Origin of the sequence: Pseudomonas sp. R28(2017) (assembly GCF_002112505.1) — a bacterium.
In the GTDB taxonomy this organism is placed as follows: domain Bacteria; phylum Pseudomonadota; class Gammaproteobacteria; order Pseudomonadales; family Pseudomonadaceae; genus Aquipseudomonas.
The window spans coordinates 359,820-374,910 of sequence record NZ_NEHW01000001.1 but is presented as its reverse complement, the minus strand read 5'-3'; the positions used below and the strand labels follow the sequence as shown (position 1 = coordinate 374,910).

The 15,091-nt window shown below is 63.1% G+C and carries 14 protein-coding genes; 8 read left to right on the top strand and 6 right to left on the bottom strand.

Annotated features, from left to right (window positions below; genetic code table 11):
• Positions 1 to 130: 130 nt before the first annotated feature.
• Complete coding sequence (locus tag CAF78_RS01665) at positions 131 to 1,375, bottom strand: putative porin (protein ID WP_085675793.1); 1,245 nt, start codon at positions 1,373 to 1,375, stop codon at positions 131 to 133.
• A gap of 261 nt (positions 1,376 to 1,636) precedes the next feature.
• Here CAF78_RS01665 and CAF78_RS01660 point away from each other — a divergent pair, with 261 nt between their 5' ends.
• A complete protein-coding gene (locus CAF78_RS01660) occupies positions 1,637 to 2,764 on the top strand; it encodes a GNAT family N-acetyltransferase (RefSeq protein WP_085675917.1) in 1,128 nt (375 codons plus the stop codon).
• Positions 2,765 to 2,882: 118 nt separating this feature from the next.
• Here the strand turns inward: CAF78_RS01660 and CAF78_RS01655 are convergent, their stop codons facing one another.
• The 4 genes from CAF78_RS01655 to CAF78_RS01640 all read right to left on the bottom strand — a co-directional run bounded on the left by CAF78_RS01655 (position 2,883) and on the right by CAF78_RS01640 (position 7,078).
• Positions 2,883 to 4,715: an ABC transporter ATP-binding protein gene (locus CAF78_RS01655; RefSeq protein ID WP_085675794.1), complete on the bottom strand. Its 1,833-nt coding sequence runs from the start codon at positions 4,713 to 4,715 to the stop codon at positions 2,883 to 2,885.
• 62 nt (positions 4,716 to 4,777) lie between these two features.
• Entirely contained in the window at positions 4,778 to 5,335 is a 558-nt protein-coding gene (locus CAF78_RS01650; RefSeq protein ID WP_085675795.1) for a peptidylprolyl isomerase, read from the bottom strand.
• The gene (locus CAF78_RS01645; protein WP_085675796.1) at positions 5,329 to 6,141 is read right to left on the bottom strand and encodes an alpha/beta fold hydrolase; all 813 of its coding nucleotides are present in this window, start codon (positions 6,139 to 6,141) and stop codon (positions 5,329 to 5,331) included. Before CAF78_RS01645 ends, CAF78_RS01650 begins: the two co-directional genes overlap by 7 nt.
• A 13-nt stretch (positions 6,142 to 6,154) precedes the next feature.
• Positions 6,155 to 7,078 carry a LysR family transcriptional regulator gene (locus CAF78_RS01640; protein WP_060510424.1) on the bottom strand — a complete coding sequence of 308 codons (924 nt, stop codon included), beginning with the start codon at positions 7,076 to 7,078 and terminating at the stop codon, positions 6,155 to 6,157.
• A gap of 48 nt (positions 7,079 to 7,126) precedes the next feature.
• Between CAF78_RS01640 and CAF78_RS01635 the strand changes: the two genes are divergently transcribed.
• The 6 genes from CAF78_RS01635 to CAF78_RS01610 all read left to right on the top strand — a co-directional run bounded on the left by CAF78_RS01635 (position 7,127) and on the right by CAF78_RS01610 (position 12,054).
• Positions 7,127 to 7,441 (top strand): 3-phosphoglycerate kinase, encoded by a 315-nt coding sequence (locus tag CAF78_RS01635; protein WP_085675797.1) that lies wholly within the window; start codon positions 7,127 to 7,129, stop codon positions 7,439 to 7,441.
• Between the two features lie 111 nt (positions 7,442 to 7,552).
• Positions 7,553 to 8,152: an FMN-dependent NADH-azoreductase gene (locus CAF78_RS01630; protein WP_085675798.1), complete on the top strand. Its 600-nt coding sequence runs from the start codon at positions 7,553 to 7,555 to the stop codon at positions 8,150 to 8,152.
• A 284-nt stretch (positions 8,153 to 8,436) separates the two neighbouring features.
• Positions 8,437 to 9,312 (top strand): carboxylate/amino acid/amine transporter, encoded by an 876-nt coding sequence (locus tag CAF78_RS01625; protein WP_085675799.1) that lies wholly within the window; start codon positions 8,437 to 8,439, stop codon positions 9,310 to 9,312.
• Position 9,313: 1 nt separating this feature from the next.
• Entirely contained in the window at positions 9,314 to 10,249 is a 936-nt protein-coding gene (locus CAF78_RS01620) for an AEC family transporter (protein WP_085675800.1), read from the top strand.
• A 172-nt stretch (positions 10,250 to 10,421) separates the two neighbouring features.
• Positions 10,422 to 11,801, top strand: coding sequence for a cytosine permease (locus CAF78_RS01615; RefSeq protein WP_085675918.1), 1,380 nt, complete (start codon positions 10,422 to 10,424; stop codon positions 11,799 to 11,801).
• Positions 11,785 to 12,054, top strand: coding sequence for a DUF3077 domain-containing protein (locus CAF78_RS01610; protein WP_085675801.1), 270 nt, complete (start codon positions 11,785 to 11,787; stop codon positions 12,052 to 12,054). Before CAF78_RS01615 ends, CAF78_RS01610 begins: the two co-directional genes overlap by 17 nt.
• A gap of 185 nt (positions 12,055 to 12,239) precedes the next feature.
• Here the strand turns inward: CAF78_RS01610 and CAF78_RS01605 are convergent, their stop codons facing one another.
• The gene (locus CAF78_RS01605; protein WP_085675802.1) at positions 12,240 to 13,538 is read right to left on the bottom strand and encodes a mechanosensitive ion channel family protein; all 1,299 of its coding nucleotides are present in this window, start codon (positions 13,536 to 13,538) and stop codon (positions 12,240 to 12,242) included.
• Between the two features lie 106 nt (positions 13,539 to 13,644).
• Here CAF78_RS01605 and CAF78_RS01600 point away from each other — a divergent pair, with 106 nt between their 5' ends.
• Complete coding sequence (locus tag CAF78_RS01600) at positions 13,645 to 15,006, top strand: DEAD/DEAH box helicase (RefSeq protein ID WP_085675803.1); 1,362 nt, start codon at positions 13,645 to 13,647, stop codon at positions 15,004 to 15,006.
• Positions 15,007 to 15,091: the final 85 nt, after the last annotated feature.

The following is a 15,091-nucleotide window of genomic DNA, read 5'->3' as shown; positions in this document are numbered from 1 at the left end:
CTGTGTAGTACCTGTGGGAGCGGGCTTGCCCGCGAAGAGGCCGTTGCATTTCTGACAGGCAAAAAAAGGCGGGAAATGCCGGATGGGGTCGGCATTTCCCGCCTCAGCGTGAAGCAGAGGAGTTTGCAGCTTAGAACTTGGCTTCCAGGTCCACCTGCAGGGTATCGACGTCAGCATCGCTGTTCGGCAGGTTGGAGTAGTCGGTCTTGGCCATCATGTAGGCCGCGCCGAGGGCGAAGTTCTTGTCGATTTCGTAACCGACCTTGAACTTGTGACCGCGGGAACCGGTGAAGCCGTTACCGAAGTCGGAGTCGGTGAACAGGCTGACCACGCCGTTACGCTGTACGTCGCGGTAGTTGTAGTCCAGGCTCCAGGCACCGATCTTCGACTTCAGGCCCGCCAGCCAGGCAGTGTCCTTGCCATCGGTGCTCTCGGTGTTCTTGACGTACTGGCCGTAAGCCGACAGCGGGATGGCGAAACCGGTGAAGTCGAGCTGGCCGAAACCTTCAACCAGGTTGAACTCGTCGGTGGTGTTGCCCAGCGAACGCAGCGCCGCCGAGGCCTTGTCGTTGTCGTAGCCATAGAGGCTGGCACCGACGGTGACCTTGACGGTGTCAGCCGCATTGAACTTGGTACCCAGCTGGGCAGCGTACAGCTGTGCGTCGTGCTTGAACTGCACGCCGTCGCCGTCGACGTTGTCCTTCAGGTTGTAGTGGCCGATGCTGCCGAACACTTCGGCCGGGCCGGCGTTGGTCTTGTAGGTGACAGCCACGCCTTCCGGGTTGATGTCGCTGTCCCAGATGATGTCGCCCATGCTCACCCAAGGCTGCATCATCTTGCCGCCGATCAGGTGCAGGTTAGGGACGGCGGTCGGGTGCCAGTCGAGGTAGGCCAGGTCGACCCACAGCGATTTCTTCTCGAAGTAGTTGTCCAGGCTCTGGTTGGTCGAGCGGGCATCGGCGCTGCTGCCGGTGGCCACACGCACGCCGGCGTCGACCTGCGGGTTGATCTCGCTGTAGAAGCCGACGCGGGCACGTACGCGCTCGCGGTCCTGGTTGCCACTGCGGGCGATCGGGTTGTCGACGTTGACGTCTTCGTAACGCAGGCGCACATCACCCTTGATCTGGGTCTTGGCGGCCCATGCCACTTTTTGTTCGAAAGAGCTCATACGTTCGGACTGAGCTTTCTGGTCGGCCTTTTCCTTGGTTTCTTTTGCCAGGTCGCCCTGCAGTTCGTTGTACTGCGCCTGGTTGATCGAGCCGTTGGCGCGGAGCATTTCGAGCAGCTTGGCGTCGACAGCAGCACTGGCCGGAGTACTCAGAGCCAGCATCATGCCGGTGAGGCTCACTCCGGTAAGTGTAGAAACAAGACGCATAAGGTTCTCCCTACTAAAAAGATTTGGGGAGGCTCAGCGCCCACCCCCATGTTGGCATGTCTTCGGAAAGGGCCTGACTAGACAGGTTCTGGGGTTCCGGAAAACAGGCGCAAGTATTGCGGGGGCCAATGACAGAATAATGTCTAATTAGTGGCACTGCGGTTAAGTAATCGAGAAGGAAAGACGAAACGGGCCGATCCTCATTTGAGCGACGGGCCTCTGTTCGCCGATACTGATGGCCTTGCACAGCGAGTCGAAAACGTGACCAGTCTCTACAGCCTTGCCCATCTTCGTGACCTGCCTGCGGCGACCTGGGATGCCTTGGTCCCGCCTGGCCAACCGTTTCTGCGCCATGCCTTTCTCAGTGCCATGGAAGACAGCGCCAGCGTCGCCCGCAACACTGGCTGGGCCGCCGAACACTTGGTGCTGGAGCGCGACGGGCAGGTACGTGCGTTGCTGCCGGCTTATCGCAAATGGCATTCGTATGGCGAGTACGTGTTCGACCACGGTTGGGCCGATGCCTGCGAGCGTGCCGGCATCGCCTATTACCCCAAGTTGCTCGGTGCCGTGCCGTTCAGCCCGGTCAGCGGGCCGCGCCTGCTGGCGGACGATCCGGCCGATGCGCTGCTGGTGCTGCAGGCGCTGCCGGAGTACCTGGGCAAGGGCGGGTTGTCCGGGGCGCACATCAACTTCACCGACGCGCAGCTGGATGCGCAGATGGCCAGCCTGCCGGGCTGGATGGAGCGCCTGGGCTGCCAGTTCCATTGGCGCAATCAGGGCTACCGTGACTTCCAGGACTTTCTCGACAGCCTCAGCTCACGCAAACGCAAGCAGATGCGCAAGGAACGTGAGCAGGTGGCGGGGCAGGGCATCGACTTTCGCTGGTATCGCGGTGACGAGCTGGATGAGGCGCAGTGGGATTTCGTTTTCCTCTGTTACGCCAACACCTATGCGGTGCGCAGGCGCGCGCCTTATCTGACCCGCGAGTTCTTCAGCCTGCTGGCCGAGCGCATGCCCGAGGCGGTGCGGGTGGTGATGGCGCGTCAGGGCGGGCGTGATGTGGCGATGGCCTTGAGCCTGGTCGGCGGCGACAGCCTGTTTGGTCGCTATTGGGGTTGCCTCGATGAGTTCGACCGGCTGCATTTCGAGACCTGCTTCTACCAGGGCATGGACTTTGCCATTGCCGAAGGGCTGCAGCGTTTCGATGCCGGGGCGCAGGGCGAGCACAAGCTGATTCGCGGGTTCGAGCCGGTGTTGACGCGGTCTTGGCACTACCTGCTGCACCCGGGGTTGCGGCGGGCGGTGGAGGATTTTCTGCAGCAGGAGCGGGCAGGGGTGATGGGGTATGCCGAAGAGGCCAAGGGGATGTTGCCTTACCGCAAGGATTGAGGTGTTTGCTGCCTGTACCGGCCTCCTCGCGGGCAAGCCCCACAGGATCACCGTCGCCCCTGAGACTTGTGCGGTCCCTGTGGGAGCGGGCGTGCCCGCGAAGAGGCCGGTACAGGATTCAGTCGACCCCGACAAAGCCCCCGGTCTGGTGATGCCACAAACGGGCATACAGCCCTTGCTGCTCCAGCAGCTCGCTGTGGCTGCCACTTTCGACGATCCGCCCTTTGTCCAGCACCACCAAACGGTCCATCCGGGCGATGGTCGACAGCCGGTGGGCGATGGCGATCACGGTCTTGCCCTGCATCAGCGTCTCCAGGCTTTCCTGAATCGCCGCCTCGACCTCCGAGTCCAGCGCTGAAGTGGCTTCGTCCATGATCAGGATCGGTGCATTCTTCAGCAGCACCCGGGCAATCGCGATGCGCTGGCGCTGGCCGCCCGACAGTTTCACGCCACGCTCGCCGACATGGGCATCGAAGCCGGTGCGGCCCTGGGCATCCGACAACTGCGGGATGAACTCGTCGGCCCGTGCCCGGCGCACGGCCTCGTGCAGTGCCGCGTCACTGGCGCCGGGGCGGCCGTACAGCAGGTTGTCGCGGATCGAGCGGTGCAGCAGTGAGGTGTCCTGGGTGATCATGCCGATCTGTGCGCGCAGGCTGGCCTGGCTGACCTCGGCGATGTCCTGGCCGTCGATCAGGATGCGCCCGCCCTGCACGTCGTACAGGCGCAACAGCAGGTTGACCAGGGTCGACTTGCCGGCGCCGGACGGGCCGATCAGGCCGATCTTCTCGCCCGGACGGATGTCCAGGTTGAGCCCTTCGATCACGTTGGCGGCCTTGCCATAGTGGAAGTCCACATCGTCGAAGCGCACGGCGCCGCGGCTGACCTTCAGGGGCGGCGCCTGGGGCTTGTCGGTGACGGTGACCGGTTGGGCAATGGTCTGCAGGCCGTCCTGGACCATGCCGATGTTCTCGAAGATGCCGTTGACCACCCACATGATCCAGCCCGACATGTTGACGATGCGAATCACCAGCCCGGTGGCCAGGGCAATGGCACCGACAGTGATCAGCGACTGGCTCCACAGCCACAGCGCCAAACCGGTGGTGGTGACCACCAGCAGACCGTTGAGGGTGGTGATGACCACGTCCATGCTGGTGACCACGCGTGCCGCCAGCTGGGTTTTCTCGGTCTGCTCACGGATCGCTTCGCGGGCGTACTGCTGCTCGTAGTCGGTGTGGGCGAACAGCTTGAGGGTGGCGATGTTGGTGTAGCCATCGACGATCCGCCCCATCAGCTTGGAACGGGCGTCGGAGGAAATCACCGAACGCTCCTTCACCCGCGGCACGAAGTAGTACAGCGCGGCGATGTAACCGATGATCCACAGCAGCAGCGGCAGCATCAGGCGCCAGTCGGCCTCGGCGAACAGCACCAGCGAGGTGACGGCGTAGATCAGCACATGCCACAGCGCATCCACCGCCTGCACCGCGGAGTCGCGCAGCGAGTTGCCGGTCTGCATGATGCGCTGGGCGATGCGCCCGGCGAAGTCGCTCTGGAAGAAGTTCAGGCTCTGCTTGAGCACATAGGTGTGGTTCTGCCAGCGGATCAGGCTGGTCATGCCGGGGTTGATGGTCTGGTGCACCAGCAGGTCGTGCAGGCCGAAGAACACCGGCCGCAGCAGCAGGATCACCACCAGCATCCAGATGAGCTCGCCGCTGTGCTCGCTGAAGAAATTGGCATTGGGCGTGCCCTGGGCCAGGTCGATGATGCGGCTCAGGTAGCTGAACATCGCCACCTCGATCAGCGAGGCGAACAGGCCGACCACCAGTAGGGCGAGAAAGCTTGGCCAGACCTGGCGCAGGTAGTACAGGTAGAACGGCCAGACCTGGCCGGGCGGCGACTCGCTGGGCGCGTCGCGGAAGATGTCGATCAGTTGCTCGAAACGGCGGTACAGCATGGGTGACAAGACTCCTGTGCTACCCGACCCCGGAAGGTTTCACGTCCCTGTGAAACCAGCAGTCAGTCGATGCGTTTGGCGGACTTGATGAACACCGGGTCGGTCGGCACGTCGCGCATGCCCTTCTTCACGGTGGTAGGCGAATTGACGATCTGGTCGACCACTTCCATGCCCTTGGTCACTTTGCCGAACACGGCGTAACCGGCGTCGCGGCCCGGGTTGAGGAAGTCGTTGTCGGCGACGTTGATGAAGAACTGGCTGGTGGCCGAGTTCGGGTTGGAGGTGCGCGCCATCGACAGGGTGCCACGGGTGTTCTGCAGGCCGTTGCTGGCCTCGTTTTTGATCGGGGCCTGGGTGTCTTTCTGCACCATCTGCTCGGTGAAGCCGCCGCCCTGGACCATGAAGCCCGGGATCACCCGGTGGAAGATGGTGTTGTTGTAGAAGCCGCTGTCGACGTACTGCAGGAAGTTCTTGGTACTGATCGGTGCCTTCTCGGCGTTGAGCTCGATTTCGACCTGGCCGAAGCTGGTGTCCAGCAGTACGTGCGGGGTCTTGTCGGAGGCCATGACGCTGGTGGCGAAGGCGACCGAGCAGGCGGTGAGCAGGAGTTTTTTCAGCATGGGCTCAATGATCCTTGAGAGGTGGAAGCGGCTGCGAGGAACTGCAGCAGGGTCTGGTTGAAGACCTCGGGTTGATCGAGGGGGGTAGCGTGCCGGGAATCGTCGATGACCACCAGCCTGGCGTGGGGCATCAGGGCGACGTAACGCTCCTTCAGGTGTATCGGGGTGTAATCGTGGTCGGCGGCAATCACCAGCGTGGGACAGCGAATCTGCCCGATGCGTTCCTGCACGCCCCAGTCGACGATGGCATCGAAGCTCTTGAGGTAGGCACGTTTGTCATTGCGTGCCCAGCGTTCGGCCATCTTCTTGCGCAGTTCGGCTTGCCCCGGTTTGGGGAACAGCCGTGCGGCCAGGCCCTGGCCGACCGTCTCGACGCTGAGGATGCGCGCCAGGCCCCAGCGCTTGAGCCACCACAACCAGTCGCTGCGGGTGCGGCGCTTGACCTCGGGGGCGCTGTTGACGATGCACAGGCTGCGCAGCCATTGCGGGTGATCGACCGCGAACTGGAACCCGACCATGCCGCCCATGGACAGGCCGACGAAGTGCACCGGGCCAGTCTGCAGGTGTTCGAGCAGGGCCAGCAGGTCTTCGCTGAAGGTGGCGATCTGGTAACCGTCGCGGGGCTTGTCGGAGCGCCCGTGGCCGCGGATGTCCATGAGGATCACCCGGTAGTGGCGGCTCAGTTCGGGTACCTGCAGCTCCCAGTCCTGGCTGCTGGAGCCCAGGCCGTGCAGCAGCACCAGGGGCTCGCCCTGGCCATGTTCCTGATAATGCAGCGAGCATCCTTCATGTTCGAAATAGGCCATGGGCGCGGTCCTCTCAAGCTTGTGGGGGGGCTGCGAAGGGCACGTCCAGTGGCGCAGTGTCGAAATTGCGCAGCAGGTCGATGAGAATCTGCGTGGCCGGGCCCAAGGTCTTCTCTTTGCTCGAATAAAGGTAGAACAGTGGGTGGCGGCTGCCACCCTGATCGAGTGGCAACGGCTTCAGCACGCCGTCGTGCAGCTCGCGTTCGATCATGTGCCGTGGCAACCAGGCAAAGCCCAGGCCGCTGCCGACAAAGGTGGTGGCGGTGCCCAGGCTGCCGACCGTCCAGCGCTGCTCGGCGCCGAGCCAGCCGACATCGCGCGGCTGGGCGCGGCCAGAGTCGCGGATCACCACCTGCAACTGGCTTTCCAGGTCCTGGAAGGTGATTTCCCGGCCCAGCCGGTGCAGGCTGTGCTCTGGGTGTGCGACCGCGACGAACTCCACCGAGCTCAGTTCGGTGCCCAGGTAACCACCGATGCTGTAGCTGCTGATGGCCAGGTCGGCGATACCTTCGTGCATCACTTCCTCGACGCCGGACAGCACCTCTTCACGCAGGCGCACCCGGCAACCGCGGCTTTGCGGCATGAACGCGGCCAGGGCACGCACCAGGCGGGCGCTGGGGTAGGCCGCATCGACCACCAGGCGCACCTCGGCCTCCCAGCCTTGCTCCATGTGATGCGCCAGGTCTTCCAGCTGGCTGGCTTGCTTGACCAGGTGCCGCGAGCGGCGCAGCAACACGTTGCCGGCCTCGGTCAGCACGGCCTTGCGGCCATCGATGCGCAACAGCGGCACACCCAGTTGCTCCTGCATGCGCGCCACGGTGTAGCTGACCGAAGACTGCGAACGGTGCAGGGCTTCGGCGGCCTGGGCAAACCCGCCATGGTCGACCACTGCCTGCAGGGTCCGCCACTGATCCAGGGTCACGCGCGGCGCTTTCATGTTTGGCTCCTGTTGTCCTAAGCTGCGCTCTTTCAAGGAGAGCGCCCCATGAAGAAATGTTGTGCGGCAATACTGATGTGCCTGCCCCTTGGGGCCATGGCTTACCCCATCGACGTGGAGAAGGACCTGGCCGGGGTCAAGCTGGACTACACCACCTACGACACCGCCTACGACATCGGTTCCATTACCCTGAACAACTATGGGCAAGTGCCGGCGGCCTGCAAGGTGACTTTCCGCAACGGGCCCGAGGCGCCGCGGGTGCGCCGGGTCAACGTGCCGGCCGGTAAAAGCGTCGATGTGACGGCCAATTTCAATCGGCAGATCATCAAGCTGCGCATCGCGCTGGACTGCAAAGCGCAATGAAACGGATTAATCGATAGATTGAACCCACTTTTTACGCTTTTTTATCGATAGGTCAAGCCTTAATCTCACCTCCATCGAATCGCAACCCTTTTTTGCCGATGGAGGCACCCCATGTCCCGCGTACTGATCATCGAAAGCAGCGCCCGCCAGCAGGATTCCGTTTCCCGTCAGCTGACCCGTGATTTCATCCAGCAGTGGCAGGCGGCGCACCCGGCCGACGCGATCACCGTACGTGACCTGGCGGTGAACCCGGTGCCGCACCTGGATGCCAACCTGCTCGGTGGCTGGATGAAGCCTGAAGAACAGCGCAGCGCCGCTGAACTGGAGGCCCTGGCCCGCTCCAACGAGCTGACCGATGAAGTGCTGGCAGCCGACGTGCTGGTGATGGCCGCGCCGATGTACAACTTCACCATCCCCAGCACCCTCAAGGCCTGGCTGGACCACGTGCTGCGCGCCGGCATCACCTTCAAGTACACCCCGACCGGCCCGCAAGGCCTGCTCACCGGCAAGCGCGCCATCGTCCTGACCGCCCGCGGCGGCATCCATGCCGGCGCCACCAGCGACCATCAGGAACCGTACCTGCGCCAGGTGATGGCCTTCATCGGTATCCACGATGTCGACTTCATCCATGCAGAAGGCCTGAACATGAGCGGCGAGTTCCACGAAAAAGGCCTGAACCAGGCCAAGGCCAAGCTGGCCGCAGTGGCCTGAGGTTCAACGAATTCCCATCCCTGACACCTGTTTCTGCTCCTTTGGGTGTACCTGCCCGGCCTGATGGCCGGGCTTTTTTATTCCCGGGATTTTGTGGTTGCCTGTACCGGCCCTTTCGCGGGCAAGCCCGCTCCCACAGGTACAGCGCAAGATCTGAATCCGGTGATATCCCTGTGGGAGCGGGCTTGCCCGCGAAAGGGCCGGCGCAGCCCCCACATTCCTCATGGTTGAACTCCAAGGCCGCAACCCGCTAAGGTCGCGCCCTTGATTTACGAGAGGCAACCATGGGCTACCTGATAATTGTCGCGCTGATCCAGGCGTTTTCCTTCAGCCTGATCGGCGAGTACCTGGCCGGGCACGTCGACAGCTATTTCGCCGTGCTCGCGCGCGTGGTGCTGGCGGGCCTGGTGTTCCTGCCGCTGACCCGCTGGCGCCAGGTCGAGCCACGCTTCCTGCGCTCGATGCTGCTGATCGGCGCGTTGCAATACGGCATCACCTACGTCTGCCTGTACCTGAGTTTCCGTGTGCTGACCGTGCCGGAAGTGCTGCTGTTCACCATCCTCACGCCGTTGCATGTGACCTTGATCGAGGACGCCCTGAACCGGCGCTTCAACCCCTGGGCGCTGCTCGCGGCCCTGGTGGCGGTGGCGGGGGCGGGCGTGATCCGTTTCGACAGCATCAGCGGTGACTTCTTCATCGGCTTCCTGTTGCTGCAGCTGGCGAACTTCACCTACGCCGCCGGCCAGGTGCTGTACCGTCACCTGGTCGCCCGCCATCCCAGCGACTTGCCGCATTACAAACGTTTCGGCTACTTCTACCTGGGTGCGTTGATCGTGGTGCTGCCGGCGTTCCTGCTGTTCGGCAACGCCCAGCACCTGCCGAGCACCGACGTGCAATGGCTGGTGCTGCTGTTCCTCGGCCTGTGCCCGACGGCCCTGGGCCTGTACTGGTGGAACAAGGGCGCGTGCCTGGTCTCTGGCGCCACGCTGGCGGTGATGAACAACCTGCATGTGCCCGTGGGGCTGTTGCTGAACCTGCTGATCTGGAACCGCGACGAGCCACTGGGGCGGCTGTTGCTCGGTGGCGCGATCATCCTGGCCTCTGTGTGGCTGAGCCGTCTGGGCAAACGCGGGCAGGCCGTCGTGGCGGGCAAGGCCTGAGATGCACACCATTTTCGTCATCGTCGCGCCAATCTTCGCTCTGATCCTGGTTGGCTTCCTGTGCCGCAAGACCAACAAGCTCGGTGACAAGGCCGCCGCCGAGATCAACAAGATGGTGGTCTGGCTGTGCCTGCCGGCGCTGCTGTTCAAGGTCACCGCCACGTCGACCTGGAGCGAGATCTGGCACCCGGGGTTCATTGTCGCTTTCGGTGCCGGGGCGCTGGCGATGTTCGTCGTGACCCTGGCCTGGCGCCTGTACAGCGGCCACGGCCTGGTGGCGGCGAGCATCGACGGGCTCAGCGCCGGTTATGCCAACACCGGTTACATCGGCATTCCTCTGTGCCTGCTGTTGTTCGGCCAGCCAGGCCTGCAGCCAGCGCTGATCTCGTCGTTGATCGTGGTCTGCCTGGTGTTCGCGATTTCCCTGACGCTGATCGAGATCGGCCTGCAGGAAGAGCGGCAGATCGGCCGGGCCATCCTGCTGGTGAGCAAGGCGCTGGCGAAGAACCCGCTGGTGATTGCGCCGGTGGCAGGGGCCGCCTGGGCCATGGGCGGGTTGGGGCTGGCCGAGCCGGTGATGCATTTTCTCGACATGCTCGCGCTGGCGACCACGCCGTGCGCGCTGATCTCGCTTGGGGCGTTCCTGGCCGAGAAGCGCACCGGTTCGCAAGCCAGCCCTTGGCCGCTGGTGGCGCTGAAGCTGGTCGGGCAACCGGCGCTGACCTGGGTGCTGGCGTTCAAGGTATTCAGCCTGCCGCCCATGTGGGCGGCCTCGGCGGTGTTGCTGGCAGCGCTGCCGACCGGCACCGGGCCGTTCATGCTGGCGGAGTACTACAACCGCGAGGCAGGGCTGATCTCACGGACGATTTTGTTGTCGACCGTGGCCTCGTTGATGACCCTGACCGGGCTGCTATACCTGCTGGGGTATGCGGGGTAGCTGCCGGCCTCATCGGCGGGGCGGTGATCCTGGCGTCGGTGTGGATGGGCCGCCTGGGCAGCCTGACGTTATCAAGCAAGGCATGACGCAGCTAGCTATGGCGCGTTCGTTAATGAACCCAAACCCGGCCCATGCCTACCCGATAATCGTGAAAATGAAATCGGAGACCGGCGTGAAGCTAGAAACGCGAAGTATCGAATTCGTCCCACACGCTGAGCGTTATGGCACGCCTAAACGATTGTTCACCATCTGGTTCAGCTCCAACTTCCAGATAACCGCACTGATGGTCGGCACCCTGGGCGCTGCGTCGGGGCTGAGTTTCGGCTGGACCTTGCTGGGCTTGTTGGTCGGTAACCTGATCGGCACCGTGTTCATGGCTGCGCACTCCGCCCAAGGGCCGCACCTGGGCGTGCCACAGATGATCCAGAGCCGTGCCCAGTTCGGTGTCCATGGTGCGGCGCTGCCTTTGCTGGTGATGGTCACGGCCGCTGTACTGTTCCTTGCCGCCAGCGGTGTGCTGATGCGCAATGCCGTGCAGGCGCTGGTGCCCATGAGTGATGGCCAGGCCATCGTGGTGGTCGGCGTGCTGACCTTCATCATCGGCTTTGTTGGCTACGAACTGATCCACCGCCTGGGGGCGTGGATGAGCCTGCTGTCGACCTTGGTCTTTGCCGGCGCCCTGGTGCTGATCCTGCTGCACCCCGGCGACCTGACAGGCACAGCGGCAGTAAGCACGGGCTTTTCATTCACCGCCTTCAACCTGATCGTTGCCCAGGCCGCCTCGTGGACGCTGGGGTATGGCCCCTATGTGGCCGATTATTCGCGGTACCTCCCGGCCAACGTCAACCCTCGCGCCACCTTCTGGGCCACCTATTGCGGTTGTGCGCTGGGTTCCTTCGCCATGATGGCATTGGGCGCGCTGGTGGCCGTGCAATTACCCTCGGCACTGGGGCATGACCCTGCGACCGCCATTGCCGGCTTGTTTGGCCCCTGGGCGGCGTTGGCACTGGCTGTGATTGCGCTGGGGGTGATCCAGTACAACGTGTTGTGCCTGTATAGCGCCTACATGTCGTCGGTCACGATCTTCGGCGCCTTCAAGACCATCAGGCACGTGACCGCAACTGCCAAGGCCCTGGTGATGGCTGGGCTGACCGCTGCAGCAACGCTGATCGCCATCGCGACCCAGTACAATTTCGATACGTTCTTTGCCGACATCCTGATCGGCCAGCTGTACCTGTTGATTCCATGGAGCGCGATCAACCTGGTGGATTACTACTGGGTGTGCCGAGGCCAGTATGACGTGGGGGCACTGTATGACGCCAAGGGGCGTTACGGCTGCTTTAATCGTCGAAGCCTGGCGGTGTATGCCGTAGCGATCATCGGGACCATTCCGTTCATGAAGCTGTCGTTCTACACGGGCTTCGTGGCCGAGTGGCTGGGGGCGGACATCAGCTGGGCGATGGGCTTGATCCTGGCCGGCGCGTTGTACTGCATGGTTAACGCTCGCGAAAGCAAACCGCTTTTGGCAACCAGTAATACGACTCGACCTTGAGTGGGAAGGGGCTGCAACGCAGCCCCGGCAATCTCAAGCCTCCCAGACACACCCACTCTTCAGGATCAAGCCCGGTATTCCTTGTCAGAGCGCCCGTGAACAAGCCTCAGAGCTAATGGGCTATGCCCGCGACCTGTCCATCGACGGCCTGATGGAGGACAAACCTCAGCTTCTCTGGGCCTCGCATTACCTTTGCGCCTTGGCCAAGGCACTGCTCGATGATGCTGAATTGGGCATGATGAAAACCCATTGAAATTGTCGATCGCGGCTACCCTGGTGGCCTGAACGGGCTGCTATACCTGCTGGGTTATGAGAGGTAGCTGCCGGCCTCTTCGCGGGCAAGCCCGCTCCCACAGGTTTTGCACAGTTCTCAAGACTTGCGAAATACCTATGGGAGCTGGCTTGCCTGCGATGGGCCGCAAAGCGGCCCCGGCAATCTCAGATCTCACTCATCTCTTCCAGCCGCCGCGGCACAGCCTCTGAAGTGCGCCCAGCCAACCCCACCCGCATGTCATTGCCACTCGGCTGCTGATACAGACTCAGCCCAAACTCCGGCAACACCGCCAGCAGGTAATCGAAGATATCCCCCTGAATCCGCTCGTACTCCGCCCACGCCGTGGTGGTGGTAAAGCAGTAGATCTCCAGCGGCACGCCTTCGGCGGTGGTCTGCATCTGTCGCACCATGCAGGTCATGTTCGGGTGCACGTTGGGGTGGTTCTTCAGGTAGGCCAGGGCAAACGCCCGGAAGGTGCCTATATTGGTCAGCTTGCGGCGGTTCGCCGACAGTTCGGGCACCGGCCCCAGCGCCTCGTTCCAGGCCAGCAGTTCCTGGCGCTTGCCGGCCAGGTAGTCGCCCAGCAGGCTCACCTGGCTCAGGCGCTGTTCCTCGTCGGGGGTGAGAAAGCGCACGCCGGCCGCGTCGATGAACAGGCTGCGCTTGATCCGCCGCCCGCCCGATTGCTGCATGCCGCGGTAGTTGCGGAACGATTCGCTCATCAGGCGCCAGGTGGGGATCGAAACAATGGTTTTATCGAAATTCTGGACTTTGACCGTGTGCAGGGTGATGTCCACCACATCGCCATCGGCGCCGACCTGCGGCATTTCGATCCAGTCTCCCACGTGCAGCATGTCGTTGCTGGTCAGCTGCACACTGGCGACGAACGACAGCAGCGTGTCCTTGTACACCAACAGCAGCACCGCCGACATCGCACCCAGGCCCGACAACAGCAACAGCGGCGAACGGTCGATCAGGGTGGCGACGATGACGATCGAGGCGAAGATCCACAGCATCATCTTGGCCAGCTGCACGTAGCCCTTGATCGAGCGGGTGCGGGCGTGTTCGGTGCGGGCGTAGATGTCCAGCAGGGCATCGAGCAGGCACGACAGGGCCATGGTCATGAACAGCAGGGTGAAGGCCAGGGCGACATTGCCGAGGAAATGCTGGGCGGTGTCGGACAGTTCCGGCACCAGCTTCAGGCCGAACTGGATCACCAGCGACGGGATGGTCTGGGCCAGGCGGTGGAACACCTTGTTATGGCGCAGGTCGTCGAGCCACTTCAGCGCCGCCTGCCGGGCCAGCAGGCGCGCGCTGTGCAGCACCAGAAAGCGCGCCAGGCGGCCGAGGACCAGGGAAATCAGCAGCAGCACCGCCAGGCCGATGGCGGCGTGGAGCAGTGGATGTTGGTCGAGGGTGCCCCACAGGTCGAGGCTGTCACGCCAGATGCGTTGGATGTCCATAAGCTTGTAAACCGGTCTATTGCAGCGAAACGAAGCGCCATTAGAGCGCGGATGGCGAGAAAGTTGCTAAAAGAAATTCGGCTAAGGCGGCAGAAAACGTTACCCTATGCAACTGAATTTCCCGCACTTGCCTGAGGTTACCTCCGTGTTCTCCCAATTCGCCCTGCACGAACGCCTGCTTAAAGCCGTGGCCGAGCTTAAATTTGTCGAGCCAACCCCGGTGCAGGCCGCGGCCATCCCCCTGGCCCTGCAAGGGCGTGACCTGCGCGTGACCGCGCAGACGGGCAGCGGCAAGACCGCGGCGTTCGTCCTGCCGCTGCTCAACCGCCTGGTCGACCTGAAAGGCGGGCGGGTAGAGATCCGCTCGTTGATCCTGCTGCCGACCCGCGAGCTGGCCCAGCAGACCCTCAAGCAAGTGCAGCTGTTCTCGCAGTTCACCTACATCAAGGCGGGCCTGGTCACCGGCGGTGAAGACTTCAAGGAACAGGCCGCCATGCTGCGCAAGGTGCCGGACGTGCTGATCGGCACCCCGGGCCGCCTGCTCGAGCATCTCAACGCCGGCAACCTCGACCTGTCCCACGTGCAGGTGATGATCCTCGACGAAGCCGACCGCATGCTCGACATGGGCTTCGCCGAAGACATGGAGCGCCTGTGCAAGGAGTGCGAGAACCGCGAGCAGACCCTGCTGTTCTCCGCCACCACCGGCGGCGCGGCCCTGCGCGACATCATCGGCAAGGTCCTGAAAGACCCTGAGCACCTGATGCTCAACAGTGTCTCGCAGTTGGCCGAAGGCACCCGCCAGCAGATCATCACCGCCGACCACGACCAGCACAAAGAGCAGATCGTGCAGTGGCTGCTGGCTAACGAGACCTTCGACAAGGCGATCATCTTCACCAACACCCGCGCCCTGGCCGACCGCATCTACGGCCACCTGGTGGCCAAGGACGTGAAGGCCTTCGTGCTGCATGGCGAGAAGGACCAGAAGGACCGCAAGCTGGCCATCGAGCGCTTCAAGCAGGGCAGCTCCAAGGTGCTGGTGGCCACCGACGTGGCGGCCCGCGGCCTGGACATCGACGGCCTGGACCTGGTGATCAACTTCGACATGCCACGCAGCGGCGACGAGTACGTGCACCGTGTGGGCCGCACCGGCCGTGCCGGTGGTGAAGGCCTGGCGATCTCGCTGATCACCCACAATGACTGGAATCTGATGTCCAGCATCGAGCGCTACCTCAAGCAGCAGTTCGAGCGCCGGGTGATCAAGGAAGTGAAGGGCACCTACAGCGGGCCGAAGAAGGTCAAGGCCTCGGGCAAGGCGGTGGGTGCCAAGAAGAAGAAGGTCGACAAGAAGACTGGCGAGAAGAAGGCCGCTGCCAAGCGCAAGCCGACCGGCAAGCCACGTCCTAATGCGCCGCTGGCCAGTTCCGACGGCCTGGCACCGCTGAAGAAGCGCAAGCCGGCGGCTGAGTAACGTTCAGCAGCGCGGTTGGTCTTTTCGCGGGCAAGGCCGCTCCCACAGGGACAGCACAGGATTCGAGTCTGTGATGAATTTGTGG